Annotated in this window: 14 protein-coding genes; 6 read left to right on the top strand and 8 right to left on the bottom strand. The window is 38.4% G+C overall.

The window, feature by feature from the left end:
• From F607_RS0118530 to F607_RS33015, 4 genes are all read left to right on the top strand, one after another.
• A partial coding sequence (locus tag F607_RS0118530; RefSeq protein WP_027709285.1) for a calcium-binding protein occupies positions 1-894 on the top strand: 894 nt, incomplete at its 5' end.
• Between the two features lie 463 nt (positions 895-1,357).
• Entirely contained in the window at positions 1,358-2,728 is a 1,371-nt protein-coding gene (locus F607_RS0118525) for an alkaline phosphatase family protein (RefSeq protein ID WP_157365527.1), read from the top strand.
• A gap of 294 nt (positions 2,729-3,022) precedes the next feature.
• Complete coding sequence (locus F607_RS35835) at positions 3,023-3,310, top strand: substrate-binding periplasmic protein (RefSeq protein WP_084611321.1); 288 nt, start codon at positions 3,023-3,025, stop codon at positions 3,308-3,310.
• Complete coding sequence (locus tag F607_RS33015) at positions 3,262-3,786, top strand: substrate-binding periplasmic protein (protein WP_084611320.1); 525 nt, start codon at positions 3,262-3,264, stop codon at positions 3,784-3,786. The genes F607_RS35835 and F607_RS33015 overlap by 49 nt, the downstream gene beginning before the upstream one ends.
• A gap of 117 nt (positions 3,787-3,903) precedes the next feature.
• Here the strand turns inward: F607_RS33015 and F607_RS0118515 are convergent, their stop codons facing one another.
• From F607_RS0118515 to F607_RS0118505, 3 genes are all read right to left on the bottom strand, one after another.
• The gene (locus F607_RS0118515; RefSeq protein WP_027709283.1) at positions 3,904-4,491 is read right to left on the bottom strand and encodes a class I SAM-dependent DNA methyltransferase; all 588 of its coding nucleotides are present in this window, start codon (positions 4,489-4,491) and stop codon (positions 3,904-3,906) included.
• A gap of 183 nt (positions 4,492-4,674) precedes the next feature.
• Complete coding sequence (locus tag F607_RS0118510) at positions 4,675-5,991, bottom strand: phytase (RefSeq protein ID WP_027709282.1); 1,317 nt, start codon at positions 5,989-5,991, stop codon at positions 4,675-4,677.
• Between the two features lie 346 nt (positions 5,992-6,337).
• Positions 6,338-6,706, bottom strand: coding sequence for a diacylglycerol kinase (locus tag F607_RS0118505; RefSeq protein ID WP_027709281.1), 369 nt, complete (start codon positions 6,704-6,706; stop codon positions 6,338-6,340).
• Positions 6,707-6,938: 232 nt separating this feature from the next.
• Between F607_RS0118505 and F607_RS0118500 the strand changes: the two genes are divergently transcribed.
• Both F607_RS0118500 and F607_RS0118495 read left to right on the top strand, forming a co-directional pair.
• Entirely contained in the window at positions 6,939-7,280 is a 342-nt protein-coding gene (locus tag F607_RS0118500; RefSeq protein WP_027709280.1) for a tRNA-binding protein, read from the top strand.
• A gap of 288 nt (positions 7,281-7,568) precedes the next feature.
• A complete protein-coding gene (locus tag F607_RS0118495; RefSeq protein ID WP_038291799.1) occupies positions 7,569-10,340 on the top strand; it encodes a M16 family metallopeptidase in 2,772 nt (923 codons plus the stop codon).
• A gap of 64 nt (positions 10,341-10,404) precedes the next feature.
• On the opposite strand, the gene F607_RS0118490 is transcribed toward F607_RS0118495, so the two are convergent.
• The 5 genes from F607_RS0118490 to F607_RS30440 all read right to left on the bottom strand — a co-directional run bounded on the left by F607_RS0118490 (position 10,405) and on the right by F607_RS30440 (position 17,131).
• Positions 10,405-11,472 carry a bifunctional transcriptional activator/DNA repair enzyme AdaA gene (locus F607_RS0118490; RefSeq protein ID WP_027709278.1) on the bottom strand — a complete coding sequence of 356 codons (1,068 nt, stop codon included), beginning with the start codon at positions 11,470-11,472 and terminating at the stop codon, positions 10,405-10,407.
• Positions 11,473-11,796: 324 nt separating this feature from the next.
• Complete coding sequence (locus F607_RS0118485; RefSeq protein ID WP_027709277.1) at positions 11,797-12,186, bottom strand: hypothetical protein; 390 nt, start codon at positions 12,184-12,186, stop codon at positions 11,797-11,799.
• A 349-nt stretch (positions 12,187-12,535) separates the two neighbouring features.
• Positions 12,536-13,297 (bottom strand): glycoside hydrolase family 18 protein, encoded by a 762-nt coding sequence (locus F607_RS0118480; RefSeq protein WP_027709276.1) that lies wholly within the window; start codon positions 13,295-13,297, stop codon positions 12,536-12,538.
• A gap of 299 nt (positions 13,298-13,596) precedes the next feature.
• A complete protein-coding gene (locus tag F607_RS30445; RefSeq protein ID WP_038291798.1) occupies positions 13,597-15,864 on the bottom strand; it encodes a bifunctional diguanylate cyclase/phosphodiesterase in 2,268 nt (755 codons plus the stop codon).
• A gap of 409 nt (positions 15,865-16,273) precedes the next feature.
• Positions 16,274-17,131, bottom strand: coding sequence for a substrate-binding periplasmic protein (locus F607_RS30440; RefSeq protein ID WP_051311619.1), 858 nt, complete (start codon positions 17,129-17,131; stop codon positions 16,274-16,276).
• Positions 17,132-17,504: the final 373 nt, after the last annotated feature.

The following is a 17,504-nucleotide window of genomic DNA, read 5'->3' as shown; positions in this document are numbered from 1 at the left end:
TTAACCGGTGGCGCCGGTAATGATAGCCTGAAGGGCGATGCTGGTGATGATGTTTTAGATGGCGGTGAAGGGAACGATATCCTGGAAGGTGGTAACGGCAATGATCGTATTTTATTTGGTTATGGATCAGGTCAGGATCTGGTGAAACATTATGATACGTACAACAAAGATACGTATACGGATACTGTGGTATTTGGTGAAGGTGTCACGCTGGAGAAATTACAGCTAATTAAAGAAGGTAAAAACCTACTTATACAGTTGGATGGCAGTAATGATCAGTTAACACTGAATAACTGGTTTGAGAGTTATTGGTATCAGGTTGACCAGTTTGAATTTGCTGATGGTGAAGTGCTTACTCAGGAAGAGTTTTTAAATACACTGCCCGTGCTATCACGAATTTCTGGCTCAGATAAAGACGATAAAATAAATGGTGATCAAGGTAGTAATTTAATAAAAGCTGGTAAAGGCAATGATGTCCTAATTGGTGGCAAAGGCAACGATTACCTGGAAGGTGGCGAAGGTGATGATATTTACCAGTTCAATGTAGGAGACGGTGCTGATACATTGAATAATTATGATAATAAAGGAAGTGACAAGCTGCACTTGTCTTCTTTATCCAAAGAAAATATTTGGTTAAAACGATCTGAAAATCACCTTGTTGTTGATATTTTGGGGAGTGATGATCAAGTAACTATTCAGAACTGGTACTCTAATGAAAAATATCAACTCGATGAAATTGAAACGGATGCAGCTGTCTTGCAGCGTGATCAAGTAAGTCAACTTGTGAATGCCATGGCTGGATTTGCTGATCCTTTAGATGAGAGTGGAGCAATAAAATCCGATATTCAGGAAGTAATATCTCCTATATTAGCGACAACATGGAAAGTTAAATAATATATTTAATGTGTAGAAAAAAGCCTCCATGGAAACATGGGGGTTTTTTATCTATTAGAGTAAGCTTTGAAAGTGGTATAAAAGAGTAAGGTTTAACATTACTCAACCATCTGCCGCATGGAGGCGGCAGCTGAGTCTCCAGGGATGGATTTACGACGAGTTGAATAGTGTTATGCCTTGCTCTAGTACACAGCCTTGCTCGAATACAGCGCTCCTTTCACTATTTATATCATCTACTAAAACCCTTTGTTCTGAGTATATAACCTTTACGCTAGGTATAGTGGTACATAAACATACTGGATATCGAAAAAGTACTTTTTATGAAATCTAATCGTCAATAAAACGATTTAAAAGTGTCATTGGTGATAGTCATAGTAGGTTTTGTTTTAGCAGAAGTTTAATTTTTTTGTTTATTTTGATTTTTGTTTTTCTAATTGAAGGATGGCATTTTTAAGGGAATTTTATGGGTAAGTGCAAAAGAATAACCAGTAAATTATTCATTGCTGGCATACTTGTTATGCTTTCTGTTTTTAGTTTTGCTGCAAATGGTGAAAAAAAAGTACTCTTAGTAGGTATTGATGGTACACAATACGAGCGTGTTATAGCATTGGATACACCTGGGTTTGACAGGCTAAATATTGTTAAAGCTTATACAGGTGGTGTTGCAGGCAATAAATCAGAACAAAAAACGGTCAGTGGTCCAGGCTGGACGACAATTTTAACGGGAGTATGGAAAAATAAACATGGTATTGCAAATAACACTGATGGATTAGCAAACTCAAACTGGCCAAGTATTTATCGTTATTTATACAACGCTAATAGTCAATTAAAACTCTTTGGATTTTCAACATGGGGACCTATTCATACTCAGTTTTTTAAGAATGATATGTCATTTTTATCAAGCCATGCTGAAGGTGGGAGTGATGATGATAACGTAGACCGTACATTAAGTGTACTTTACCATGATTCCCCTGACTTTATCTTTTTACATTTAGATGAACCAGATGCAGCAGGGCATAGCCATGGTTTTGGGCAAGAATATGATGACTCTATAATACGTTCAGATAAACGTCTGGGTAGGTTATTGGATGCTGTAGCCCATCGAGAGCAAACATTTGGTGAAAATTGGTTAGTATTGGTGACGACCGATCATGGCCGTGATTTTATGGGAAAAGGTCATGGTAGCCAAACCAAACAGGAAAAGACCATTTTTATTGCCAGTAATAAACCACTTAATGAAAAGTATAAAAAAATTGTTGCATTACCTAATAAGCACTTTGATGGAATATATGGATTGCCTGCACAAACTTACATTGTTCCAACTATACTCAACTTCTTTGGTGTAATGTCTGATATTCATTGGCGTTTAGATGGCTTGCCATTAGTCGGTGACATTAACATTAATCGAGTTTATGCCAATATTGGTGGTAAAAAGTGTGGTTTGGAGTGGGACGTTAATACGGGCACACCAGCAACATTAGGTTCTAATGAGCATGTTGCAAAATTTGACTGTGATGGTCATGCGGATCCTTTATTTATTAAAGGGAATAAAATATATGCAAATATTTTTAATTCAGGCTGTTCTTTACAGTGGGATGTGGATAAAGGAACACCATTAACACTGGAAGCAAGTGAGCATGTTGCCAAGTTTGATTGTACTGATGATGGCGACTCTCTCCAAATAAATGATCAGCAGATAACGACGTATATTGATGATCAGTTGTGTGGGTTTCAATGGGATGCCGATGCGGGCACACCAATAACCTTAGGTCGAAATGAGCATGTAGCGAAATTTGACTGCCAGGGGAGCCCTGATCAAGTTATTATTGAATAAGACTTGCTGCGTAGTCGCTTTGTTGTTAATTACTAAAAAGTCGGTAGCAAAGGATACTATAAAACTCTAACAACACAATAAATGTACTATGTATACAGTGTTTATGCTTTCCAAGTATTGCCTAATGGTATTCATTTCATCCGACTTTTTAGTAAACCCACATAGGCCCAGGTTTATGTGGGTTTTCAAATAGTGAAACAGAGTAAATGTACAATATGTTGTAACGTAGTGAGCTGATTTATAATTGAAGTACATTTTTTTCTTATCTGCCGACTGATAAATGAGTGATCATTAATGAGGAAACGTTGCCTGCATATTAGCATTACACTATTAGTGAGCTGGATAGCTACTTATGTGGGTGGTTTGGAAGCAACAAATGAGCGGTCGTCAGAGATTAAAGTTGCGCTTGATGCTTGGCCGCCTTTCAGAATGCTTAATAAAAATCAATATTCGGGTATTGATATTGACCTCTGGGACCGCATAGGACAACAGATGGATGCAAAAGTGACCTTTGTTCGTTGCCCCTGGGGACGATGTTTACGGATGATGAAAGAAGGAATTGTAGACATGATGGGGGGCTAGCCTATCGGGACGAAAGAGCAAAATATATGCAGTATATTTATCCTGCCTACTATTCGTGTTCAACAGTATTTTATAAAAATAAGAGAAATGACTTTCATATTGAAAACTATGAAGATTTATATTATTACAAAATAGGCTTTGTTATAGGGTCAGCATACTTTTTTCCTTTTGATCAGGATGAAAAGATCACGAAAAAAGGTGTGGGTACAGAGAGACAACTTTTGGAAATGTTAGCACTTGATCGCATACAACTCATTATTGGTACTGACTGCCAGGCTGATTATGAAATTGCTCAGTCATCTTACCAAACGCTTTTTGAAAAGCTTACATATAAGCCAAATAATAATGTTAAGCTGCACATAGCAATTTCAAAAAAATCACCTTACTTAAAGAAAAAGCAAGCTTTTCAAGATGCATTGAGCAGGTTAATTAACGAAGGCACTATTGAAGAAATCAGTGCCTCATATTTTAAATAAATTACTTAGGGCCTGTTAACACTATTTGAATATCACCCATCGGGCTGTGATTATTTTTCCACCTAGCGGTGTTACAAGTTATTTATGTAGAATGACTACACGGCATTAGTTGTGCCCTTAAGTTTGCTTTTGGGCAATGCCCATCAGTACAGGCATAGTTTGACCTTGCCCTTCCAGTGCAAAAGGTTGGTTTAGCGAGACAACCGAAAGTTCTGCGTTTTGCAATGCTTGTTCAACAGACTGTTTACTTAATCCAAAGTCTGATTGTTCATCTGTTTTGAGCCAGTCCCACTGAATAAGAAAACCACTGGGTTTAAGTAGAGTGGCTAATAGCGCCAGGGTATCAGTATAGTTAGGTAAAAAGCCAAAGACAGATGAGGCTACAATTAAATCGAAGGGGGAATGTAATGATTTTTCTTCCTCAAGAGTGGACTCAGTGAGTAATGTGCTAAGGGTAACAACATTGGGTAAATTTTTTTGTCGAAGAATCTCGATCATTTTAGGTGACGAGTCTAGTGCGACAATTTCCGTTGCTAAAGGTGATAAACGTTCGGTGAGCTGGCCTGTACCACAGCCAAAGTCGAGGATACGAAGTCCTTTTGGGTTTACTGTCTTTAAAAGTGATTCAAATGCGTGGTTTGCATAAGTGGTCACATCAGGATTGCTATCCCATATCTCTGCATAATCATCCCAGCTTTCTGACATTGCTTTTTACCCTTTGCTAGGGCCTGTTAACACTGTTATGACGGTAAAAGTGATATTCAAACAGTGTTAACAGGCCTTAATCTGTATTGATTAAAATATTTGCTGAGAGATTACCAGAAAACGATGAAAACAAAAACCAGGGCTCAGGGTTTGAACCTTTATAATGTTTTTTTTTACTAAAGGCTATTGTATTAACTTTTGTTGTATTTGACCCCATGATATAAGTTTAAAGTTTGTTGCGTCTCGAACCTGATTATCATTAAGATAACTTTTTTCACCGGCTTCTCCATCATGGACAATGAGCACCCCATAAGGAAAATCTTTCCCTAAATAATAGGGGAAAGTGGAAAGTCCATCTGTATGTTTTACCTGTTTATGATCTGTTCCTAAAATTTTTAATGTAGCAATAGGTGTAACAGAATAAGGCGCATGATGATGACTCAACCTATACACGACAATACGATCACTCCCTTGACTGGAGGCAAGCAATAAGCGTTGTTGATGGTGCTGAAATAGTGCTAAGCCTTCAACATCAGCTACTAAAGGACGGTGTTTGGGTAAGGGCTGAAGTAAATTACAGTGGTATTCCTCTTCGTCATGATTCCAGATGCGAGAGTAGGGGATACCAAAGCTTGCAACACGGTCAATTAGCTCGGGGGACTGCTTACCAAAAGGGTCAACACGCCAGATCCCGACTTGTTCCTGGGCAGCATAAAGCTGCTTGCTGTGTTTATCAAAGACCATACCCTCTATTTGAGGTTGTTCATTATCGTCACTTAAACAAGGTGTCCACTGTTGTCCATTGCTTAACGTGAATTGACTGGGTAAGGCTATTTGTTTTACGACCTGATAGCTTAATAAGCCTGAAGTGGTTGGCTGAATCTGTAGTATGGCCAGTTGATTTTGTTTACGCTGTGAGACAAATGCCCATAACTGTTGTTGTTGATGTTCGTAATAACTTGCAAGTCCATAGGCACTTCGTTGTAAAGGCAGTGTCTCTAACGTTGAAAAAATCATTGGTACGTCAGTTGCCGTTATATTTCGCATTAATCGTTGCTTCGCCGATAGATGAAAAAAACGTAACCTGTCTTGTCCTCGATCGGTGGTAATAATGATATCCAGGGGTTGTTGGTTTATGTTAACTGCATGGATGACATCAACGTTGTTATAACGACTAGTGGGTATTTTATTAGCGTCAGGAAATATTTGCTGCCTTAACTTTCCATTAAGTGTAAAGCTTGCTAAACCACCTTTTTTTAAGGTGCCAATAATTAAACTCTGAGATGGGTTTTTATGGTTATACCAGAGTGCGGGGTCATCAGCATCAGCAAAACCATTCGCGGCATCATCAAAAAAACGCTCTGTTTCAATGTTTGCGTGAATAACCCACTCTGGATATAAATGCTTTGCGTACAGCGAAGCTGTGGTTAGAGATAACAACGCTGAAAAGAAAAAAAGACAAGTAAAATAACGTTTTACAATACGGTTGATCAGACTCATAAACAATCCCTAAAAAATGATTCGTGAAGGGTATACAAGGTGATATAAATCTGAGCACTGTAAAAGGTTATTATGACGCTGGTATAACGTTATTAAAAAAGAGCTATACCCTTCACGAATGATTTCTAGGTTTTGTTATCTTCACTCCTCACCCCAATCACCTATTAATATAGGCTCATGGGGCTTCGTCACTCAATGGCCGTAGCTAAAAACCATTCGTATTGGGTATAATTGATTATTAATGGCCTTTAACCAAAGTCTGCATAATCGCCGTTGAATACGCGGTAACCCCTTCCTTGGAGTATGAATAGTGCACTTTATAACAGTAAGTGGTATTTTTTTACTGTTAATAAAAGTGATTGAATAAAATCATTCCCCAGGTCATGGTGACTAGCAGTAATGTGATCAACACGGCTGCAGACCCAGTATCTTTAGCTCGCCCACTGAGTTCATGAAAGTCGGAACCAATCCGGTCAACAACCGTTTCAATGGCTGAGTTAAGCAGCTCTACGATTAATAATAAAAGCAGGCTACCTATGAGTAAAATGCGTTCGATGGTTGTTACATCAAGCCAAATCGCTAATGGGGTTAGCACTGTAATAAGTACAATTTCTTGGCGAATCGCTGCTTCATGATGCCAGGCTGAAGTTAAACCCTGGTATGAATATCGTGTTGCATTGATAAGACGGCGAATACCAGTAGCACCTGGTTTCATAATCGACTCCAACTAAAAAAATGTACTAAAACAGGGCGTAGTTTAAATGTATTAAACATGCGATCTAATGGCTTTGTTGCCCTGATTACAAACGTTGCTTCAACTGTACTACAGTATACAGTGTTTCTTCGTTTTACTCTATTTGGTCAGTTTGAGTATGACCTTGGCGAGTAATCACTTATTGGTATACTGTGTTACATTCACTACCGCCTATTAAGGGAGGAATTATTCTATGTCTGAGACAATATCCTGGGAAGACTTTGCAAAAGTTGAGCTAAGAGTTGGAACCGTTGTTGAGGTGCAGCCATTTCCGGAAGCACGAAAGCCTGCGTATATTATCCATGTTGACTTTGGACCAGAATTTGGTGTGCGTAAGACCAGTGCCCAAATCACCGATCTTTATACGCCTGAAACATTGATTGGCCGTCAAATATTAGGCGTTGTTAACTTTCCAGTAAAACAAATTGGGCCAATGCGTTCTGAGTTTTTATTGACAGGTTTTCACCGTGACGATGGTTCAGTTGTTATTACCTCGCCAGAACAGGCGGTGCCCAATGGCGCTAAACTGTGCTAAAGCAATAAGCTTAATGTATCTGTTTGGGTAGCGATGATGATTTATTAAATATAATTAATAGACTGTCCTTGTGAACTTTTTCAGTGTTTAATAAACCAACCTAAGCAGTTTAAAAAAATAATGTGTGTTTATTTTTTTATTGCCCTTATTTTTTAGGGGATGTCCTTCGCTTTGGGGCATATAAGCCTTAAACAAGGGGAACATACGTTTCATTTTGCCTTTTATGTGGGGTTATAAAACCCGCTTAAACCCATATGGGTACGTTTGTTGAAAAACAAGGAGTAATTTATGAAGTTGCGGCTCCGTCGCTCATTTCTCTCCATTGCTGTTTCTGTGGCATTATTGCAAGGCTGTCAGTCAATATCACCAGTAAAACAACAACAGCCTGACTTACTGTCGAGTTTACCCCAGCTTGCCTATGAAAAGTTTACCTTGCCCAATGGTTTGACAGTCATTGTTCATGAAGACCGCAAAGCACCAGTGGTTGCGGTGAATCTTTGGTACAAGGTGGGTTCAAAAGATGAAAAACCAGGTAAAACAGGGTTTGCCCATTTATTTGAGCATTTAATGTTTCAAGGGTCTGAACACTTTAAAGGTGAATTTTTTGAGCCTTTTGAGAAGGCGGGAGCCACAGCACAAAACGGAACGACTAACGCTGATCGAACCAACTATTTTGAAACAGTACCCACTAATGCGCTGGATATGGCTTTATGGATGGAATCAGATCGGATGGGGCATTTCCTGGGGAGTATTAGCCAGGCGAAACTTGATGAGCAACGTGGCGTTGTCAAAAATGAAAAACGCCAGGGTGATAACAGCCCTTATGGCAAAATGTGGGATTTGTTATTTACGGCCAGCTACCCAGAGGGACATCCTTACTCTTGGGATACGATTGGTTCAATGGATGACTTAAATGCGGCCTCATTAGACGACGTAAAAAAATGGTTTAAGCGTTATTATGGACCGTCTAATGCCGTTTTAGTGCTGGCGGGCGATATTGATGTGGCGACAGCTAAGGCCAAAGTGAGTAAGTATTTTGGCGATATTCCTGCGGGACCGCCACTGGCAAAACCCGAACAGTGGGTGGCGAAATTAACGGATACTAAACGTTATACGATTCAGGATCGCGTACCACAAGCACGGGTTGCCATGGTGTGGAATATCCCAGCCAAAGAAACGGCTGCTGAACGTGAGTTAGATCTTTTGGCTGCGCTACTAGGGGGCGGTAAACAATCTCCTTTGTATCAGCGTTTGGTACAAAAAGATCAGCTGGCGTCCAGTGTTGCAGCATTCAGCTATGCTCGATTGCTGGGTGGGCAATTTGTCATTATTGCTGATGCTAAACCAGGTGTAGATACCCAGCAGATTGAGGCTGTTATTCAGGAAGAATTGGATAAAATTAAGCAACAACTGCCTTCTAAACAGGATTTACAACGGGTTATTAATAGTCAAGTTGCAGGCTTTATAGAGAGCGCTGAACGAGTGGGTGGTTTTGGTGGCGTTTCAGATATTTTGGCTGAAAACGAGTTTTATAGCCAAAATCCAACCACCTATTATGATCGTGTGCATTATCAAGCTACAGTTGAGCCTGAGGCATTACAGCAAGCGGCTCAGCAGTGGTTGGATAAGGGTAAGTTGGTGATCACGGTAACGCCTTTTCCTGAATATACTCATGCAAAATTGGGAGCCGACCGCTCTAAGTTGCCTAAAGTGGGCGATATAAAGCCAGTTCAATTACCAGAATTTAAAACCTTTACATTAAGTAATGGCATTCAGGTTTCACTGGCTCAACGCACAGGGACGCCTACTTTGAGCATGGCGTGGCTTTTTGATGCAGGATTAGCGGCTGAGCAAGGGTTGCCTTCAGGGATCGCTGATTTAACCTTGTCAATGATGCGTGAAGGGACTCAGCAGCGATCAGTTATTGAACTCGAAAATGAGCTGGATGAGTTAGGGGCATCATTTTATTCATACACTGATATTGATACATCAGTTTTTCAACTAACGGCAATACGTGACCAGTTTGAACCCAGTTTGGCGATTGCAGTGGATGTGTTGCAAAATCCAGCATTTAATCAGGAAGATTTTAAACGCAAACAGTCAAACTGGCTGGATCGTATTGCTCAGGAAAAAGCTGAACCCCATAGTATGGCAATGCGTATTTTGCCAGAGCTGCTTTATGGTAAACAGCATCCTTATAGTACCCCCTGGACGGCAAGTGGGCGAGAGGATGACATTAAAAGAGTAACACCCGCTCAGTTAAAACAGTTTCACCAGGCTTGGATCAGACCTGATAACAGCCAGTTGGTGGTAGTGGGCGATATTTCGGAGGTGCAACTAAAAGCAACATTGGAGCGCCAGTTTGCAAAATGGCAAAAGCCTGAACAAGTGTTGCCCCAAAAACAAATTCCGCAAGTTCAACCAACTAAGCAACGTAAGTTGTATTTAATTGATAAGCCTGAAGCGGATCAGTCAGTTATTTATGTAGGACAGTTATTGTCTATTCATGACAAGAGTGAAATACCACTGCGTATCATGAATGATATTTTTGGTGGACAATTCAGTGCTCGATTAAACACTAATTTGCGTGAAGATAAACACTGGTCTTATGGGGCTTATAGTTATTTGCAGGAAGCAGAGGGGCAGTCACCATTAATGATGGTTACCTCAGTACAAACTGATAAGACCATACCTGCTTTGCAGGAAATTCAAAAAGAAGTGAAAGGGTATCTGGGTAAGAAGCCTGCCTCGCAATCGGAGCTAGATAAAATAAAACAAAACTGGCTAAGGAGCCGAGCGGGTGAGTTGCAGACAAACGATGCGGTATTGAGCTTAATGGTTGGGCAAATCCAGAAAGATAAGCCATTGGATGAGCTCCACCAATTTGATCAGCAAGTACAGCGTGTGCCTTTAAAAACTGTACGACAGGTAACACAACAGTTTTTACGCCCACAAGAAATGATTTGGGTAGTGGTAGGTGATTTGAAGAAAATGAAGGGACAGTGGCAGAAACTTGGGTTTGATCAAGTTGAAACCTTAGATCCTAAAAAGAGCTTGTAGTTTAAACTCATCCTATTTTATATACCCAAAACAAAAAGAAGGAAATGCAGTGAAGGCTTCGCCTTCACTGTGCTGCTGCAAACTTTTGCTCATGCTCCAATAACCACTGTTTACGTTCTAACCCTCCCGCATATCCGACCAGTTTTCCATCTTTTCCAATAACCCGGTGGCAAGGAATGATGATGGCAATTCGGTTATGGCCATTGGCTGAAGCAACAGCACGAACGGCTTTAGGTTTGTTTAGTTTTTCAGCTTGTTGCTGATAACTGGCGGTTTGTCCATAGGGAATGGTTTGTAGACATTGCCATACGGACTGTTGGAATGCTGTGCCAGGGGTGTCTAATTTGACATCAAATATTTGTCTTTTACCTGAAAAATACTCATTAATTTCACGTTGGGCTTGTTGGGTATAGCCATTTTCACCCGCAATAATAGTTGCCTTTTTTAATCGTTGCAGGTCTTTAAATTCAGTTTCCAGCATACGTCGGTCAACAAATTCGAGTAAACATACTCCTTGCTCTGTTGCGCAGACAAACATGGGACCGAGTGGTGTGGTAAAACGGTTAATAACAATGACATTGTTTTGCATAGTGTTGTTGTTTTTAGGTGACTGTCCAATAATTTTTTTGTAAGTGTAACCAAAGCCACTTAACGAGTTGTAGCCTGCTTCGTAAGCTGTTGTCGTGGCTGTTTTTCCTGATTTAAGCTCTTCTAAAGCATTATTAATACGATACATACGTTGAAATGTGTGAAAGGTCATTCCATAGTGCTTTTTGAACCAGCGACGAACCCCTTCAGGGCTAATTTTATGCTGTTTAAGTTGCCAGTCAGTGACTTTCCTTTTGGGGTTATTTCTCACCAGGCTAATAGCGTGCTGTACCTGGCTAGGTGCTTCATTGGCATTTTCTGTTGGTCTGCAGACTTTACAGGGACGATAGCCAGCGTCAAGCGCCTCTTTAAAGGTGGTATAAAACACAACGTTTTCGCGCTTTGGTTTTCTGGCTCTACAGGTTGCAATGCAGCATATTGAAGTCGTTTTGACTCCCACAAAGAAAATCCCAACAAAACGAGGATTTCTATCAATGAGGGCTTGGTAGTATGTGGCTACCGTCTCCGGGTCAGTAACTTGCATTGCTTGGCTCCTAGGCTGTTCGCTAAGAAGATAGTAAAGGCATTACAATTGAGCTGACAACCGAAAACTGGACAAGTATACCCTTCACGAATGATTTCTAGGTTTTGTTATCTTCACTCCTCACCCCAATCACCTATTAATATAGGCTCATGGAGCTTCGTCACTCGATGGCCGCACCTAAAAACCATTCGTATTGGGTATATTTTTGTGGTGCCGTACGGTGTTTTGTCATTCGATGGCTGCATCTAAAAATTATTCGTATTGGGTATATAAAAAATATTAATTATTGAAAAATGACAACATATACCCTTCACGAATCATTTTTTAGGGTTTGTTGCCAGCAACGCGTTTTTTTCGCCGGTTAAGATTTTTTTGTGTCCCTGAGTTTTCCCGTCCAAGACGAACCCAAGCAATATCGTGAGTAGAGGCTAATGTCATGTGTTTGTCCCGCTCACTATCTGATTGAAAACCACCAATTGTTTTAAACCCAACATTATTTCTTGGCGAAGTGAACATGTGGTAAATAGTGACGGCAGTTGTTTTGCCAAGCAAATACTGTTGTGCAAGTGTATCAGCACCCCGAGCATCACCTATCACAAATGCTTCATTGCATGCGAGTGCCTGGTCTATTCTGGGGCGATAGTAGACATCAAACTCTGTTTTGGTGAGATCAAGGTGTCCACTAATAAAGTTGATTTGGGTTGAATTTTTCATTTTATCGCATCAGTTTATAAATAGCGTTTTTTATATCTTGCAGGTTAGCTGGTACAAACCATTAAGTGTGTGAGTGCACTTGCTTAGCAAGGGCTTTATGTTAACGTGACTTGGTTGAAATATAAACTTTTTGCTATCACGCCTACAGGTAAGGGGTTTCGATGTGCTCGAAAGAGATTATGCAGACTTTGGATAAAAGACCATGAAAAAATAGCTTTTTAAAAGAGAAGATATATGTAATTTTTTTGGGCTAAAAAAAAGTGCTTATTGGGGACGGATAGATAACACGAATTTTAAAGCATATGCCAGAGACTTTGCTTCGTCTTCTGGCATAGAACATTAAAAGTGTTTACTTGATGCCTAAGGTAGAGGTTATTTTATTCAGATCAGCGTTACTGAGTTCTGTGTAATTCCAAATAAACAAACCACCTAAATGTTTACTGGTAACTTGTTCTAAGAAAAAGTCCAAATTTTCATTATTGAGTCCTGCAGGTGTTAGCGCTAAAACTACTTTTTTACAGTCACCAACCAGTTTAATGGTTCTATCAACTGCTGCAGGTACATTAGCCTTGATGGTAGGCATATCCCACATAGCGGCACCATAGCACATCAGGTTGAAACGATCACAGACATTTGCTTTGGCGATGGCCGCTACGTTATCGTTGATTGTTTTTCCTTCTGAACTTTGATCTGGATTGTTATAGTCCCACCCAGCAAGAAATGTATAACTCGTGCTTTTGCCTTGCCCCAAATCTTGCATTGCATTGATGATATTATTGACATTCATTTGGCTTTCATCATCAAAATCAACACCTTGCCAACCATTAATATTGGCTGCGCTGATGATTTGGCTGACATCTTTACTGGTAGCAGGCATATTTTTGTGGCCTGCACCACCGCCACCATAGGTCCATAAAACCTTGCTATTTTTACTACTTGGGGCATGTTGCTCTTTAGGACTCCAGCACCAGCTTGGTGGTGGTTCAGATGTTGGAGGACCAGAGGTTAACCATGCTAGGTTAGTGATCATCCCATACATTGTGTAGGAAAACAGCGGGTTAGGTGGGTTTTTTAGATCTTGAGTCCACCCACCAATAATGTAATCACTCATTTATCGTCATCCTTGTGGTAATAAACGAAAGCATTTTTTCACTTGAAAAGTAGTTGGGGATGGAGGAAATGATGTTAATTTATAATGAATTTCAAAATTGTCATTATTCCTAAGCAATTAAGGTCTGTATGTTTATACAGTTTACGGTGAAGTTAATTAGACAAATATAATGGGGTATGATCAAGTACACTCCTTGAAAGTATTAAGTCACATGACCGCAAAAGGCATTCAGGAACGACTTTTAAAAATTTTGAGGAGATAAAACGTAGTATTGGCTGAGAAAACTACTTATCATGAAGCTATGAGTTTTGTTGATCAAAAATAAATTTTTTGAGATCTTCTTTTGTCAATGGTTTAGAGTGAAAGTACCCTTGAAAAATATTACAACCAAGCTTTTTGAGCGCTAAATGTTGTTGAGCTGTTTCAACACCTTCAGCTACAATGCTCATGCCCAGTTTTTTCGCTATAGTTATGATTCCTTCAACCATAGAGTATGCACTAGAGTTTGTTAACATATCATCAACAAAACTTTTATCTATTTTCAGCTCATCTATTGGTAAACGCTTCAATAGGCTTAGTGAGGAATAGCCAGTGCCAAAGTCATCAAGAGAAATTCCTATTCCTTTTTCTTTTAGCTTACTCATAATCTTTTGGATACCAAGTAGATCTTCGATGAATAGACTTTCAGTAACCTCCAGCATTATTCGCATATTATCAAAATAATGGTGTTTCATTGATGATTCTAAATTATCTATAAACCTTTTTTGAACGAATTGTTTTATAGATATATTGATTGATAACTCTATTTTAACACCTGTTTCGTTATATATATTGGAAATATCTTGCAATGATTGTTTAATTACAAACTCTCCAATTCTAGGTATTTCGCCCGATGATTCCGCAATGCTAATAAATTTATCTGGTGAAACAAAACCTAGTTTTTTATTTTTCCACCGAATCAATGCTTCTACACCATGGATTTTACCATTACTACCAATTTGTGGTTGATACAACATATATAATTCATTTTGTGTTACAGCATGTTTTAATTCATGCTCAATTTTTAAATTTTGTAAATATATATCCTTAAGTTGAGTTTTAAAAAATGTTATAGTATTCCTGCTTTTCTTCGACTCATAAAGAGCAAGATCAGCATATCGTTTTACTTCATCAAACTCATAGCCATCAATAGGTGATGATGCAACACCTATACTAGCACTTAGTATCAAGTCAAAAGCACTGATGCGATATGGTTTATGGAGGCTTGCTAATGCATTTAGGCACAAAGGTTCTACATTTTCTTGGCCAATTACAATAACAATAAACTCATCACCACTATAACGAATAAGAAGATCATCATCACATAATAGTTTTTTTAGCCTTAAGGCGATTTGGATCAGTATTTTATCACCAAATTCATGGCCGTAACTATCATTAACACTTTTAAAGTTATCCATGTCGATGAAAATTACAGAAAAAGGTTTATGTTTTTGTTGTATGGAAAAGTAATGGTCAAGGTAGAAACGATTGTGTAGATTGGTTAGGTAATCATGAGTAGCTTGATATTTTAATGCACTTTCTTTTCTTTTTTCACTTGTGGCGATGTTGCGAAATAAAATAAATATGATAACTAACGAAGAAAATAATATTGAGAATAATACTAAGGCATCTTTAAAGAACTTATTGTTAATGGCTGAAATCTTTGTTTCCGTGACTAACCACAAATTATAGCGTTGTAAATAAATGCTAGCAGCCAATGATTTTCTGCTTGGATGTTCAAGCTTATTGATTATGACAGGGTAGTGAGTTTTTATTTTGTTAAATTTCATGTTTAGTTTTTCTTCTATTCTTTGAATAGATTTATCTACTTCATTTTGTGGTATCTGATATAGGTATGCTTCTTTATTGTTGGTCTGCTCAATAGGTGCAATCTGGAAATAACGATCTTTCTCTCTATATAGATAAGTATTACTTAATTTGTTTTCTTGAGCATTCTTTAGAAAAAAATTAAAACCTTTTTTTATATCAACGGCAGATGAAAGTACAAATATTACTTTACCGTTTTTATCTGAATATGCTTTACGAACTGGTAAAACTAGGCTTTTTAAAACTTTGTTGTAGTAAGTTCTTCCCAGTACAATTTTGTTTTCACTCAAAGCTTGCATAAAGGTGGCTTTACTTTCAGTCTGTTTTAATAAATTATAACCTAGAGGTAGGTTTACGTTGGATGAGGCTACATATGCAGCCCCATTTGGAAGAAACACACCAAATGCAACCATGGAATCATCAATATTTATTGCTGAATCCATAAGCAGCTGAGCAGCTTTTTTATCTGGGAATGAATGCTCTCTCGTCAGTTCAGCAGCAAGTATATCAAGTACAACTTCATACTGGCGCAGTAATGACCTTAAGGAGTTTGCAGTCATTAGAGTAATATTTTGTTGTTCTAGAGCGACTTCATTGTAAGCCGAATTATATGATATGTAAGTACCTACCGCCCCAAAAAATAGCCAAGTCAGTAATACAGAGTAAAATGCTAGCCATATATTTTTTTTAATAGTGGGCATTAATTAATATCTTATTTACCATAAAAGTATAAGGTAAACCAAGTATTATTGATTGGATTATCAACAAGATGGTTCAACCGCAATGTTTGACCCGTAGTGATAGCCTTTTCCGTCTCAGCTAATAACCTCGTTGTATTATAGCCACTATGACTCCTCATGGGGGTTTTAAAGTTTGATACTTTGGTTCTGATCTTGGTGCTCATATCTAAACCGAAATACCGAAAAATTTTCGAAAAAATTTCCAGTAAACAGCATCATTAATTATTTTTTAATTGCTGTAGGCTCAATCAATAAGCAGTACTGATTCATTCATGTTAATTTTATCTATTTCTTTACCCTTTTATTTGCAGTGGCACACTATAGTACTTAGCAATGACTTTGATGAGTTGGTTTATGGTTACCTTCAAAGTCATTCGTTTTTATTAATATAACCTCCATTCAAAAGGTTAATGTACCACTGTTCAATCTTCTTTCTATTTTTAGGTAATGGGTCTTTAGGATTTAGTAAGTCGTTTTTATCTGCTAATTCTTCAGATAGTTTACTTAGACCTTGATTAAAGTCAGATAATAGTTTTTCAGATGCAGGATACTTTTTTGAAAAAAGCAAATGGCCTTTGGCTTCAATTAATGGTTTCCCTTCAAGATATGTAATCAAATGTGCTGATTTATCAAACTTTGTCATAAGTAGCCTTTTTCCTGTCACAAGTCCTATAGGAAATAAGTCAATTCTTTTTGCCAAAAGCTTTTTGATATTTTTCTCATCACTAGAAGCCGTTTGGATTTTAATCTTTCCAGCTTTGCCTAATGACCAAAACTCATCTGTATAAGAATACCCTGAAGTTGCACCAATAGTCCGATCAGATAAGTCAGTTAACGTATTCCAGCTTTTAAGTGGGTTTTCTTTTAAAAAGAAGAAAACAGCTTTCTCTGTCATGACAGAGTCACTGTATAAAAAGTGTTTTGCTCTTTCTTCTGTATAAAACCAAGCAGAGGTAGCGGGATATTCCCCTTTTTTTGTAAGATCAAAAGCGCGTTTCCATGGTAAAAATTCGAAAACAACAGCATAATCTCCTTTCTTTCCTGCTCGAGCAAATGCCTCAGATATAATGTGACTAACGAAGCCATAATGCTGCATCTTTTCAGATATCCATGGGACATACTCACCTGTGGCAATTTTAACTGTTGTTATTGAGTTTGCTGGTAAAGAAAGATTCAAGAAGAACATGATTAAAAACAGCTTAGATAGTGTGCAGAAGCGCATATTCATAAAGACACAACCTATTATCAAATGTTCACTGTATATTTAAGTGGCATTTTAGGATAAGCTTAACTATTTGTATCTAATTTAAATGTTATTAAATATATGCTAAGCAGGGGAGAGTAACACTATAGACTCTAGAAATAATAACCCAAATTGATATTAAAACAATACTGTGGACACTTTTTGGCTGAGAGTCGTAGGTTGTACCAAAGATAGAAACTGCGAGAATGCGGTTATCAACGTCGTATTGTCACAGGAATCTATCTTTGGAAAGCATAGTAAAAACGGTTTTACGCTCAATGTCCAACGTTAATAAACCTCAACGCACATTTATAGCCGCATTGTTGACGACATTAATCGTATTTCAAGGCAAGGCAAC

Origin of the sequence: Zooshikella ganghwensis DSM 15267, from assembly GCF_000428585.1 — a bacterium.
GTDB lineage: Bacteria > Pseudomonadota > Gammaproteobacteria > Pseudomonadales > Zooshikellaceae > Zooshikella > Zooshikella ganghwensis.
This window is presented reverse-complemented; position numbering and strand designations above follow the sequence as displayed.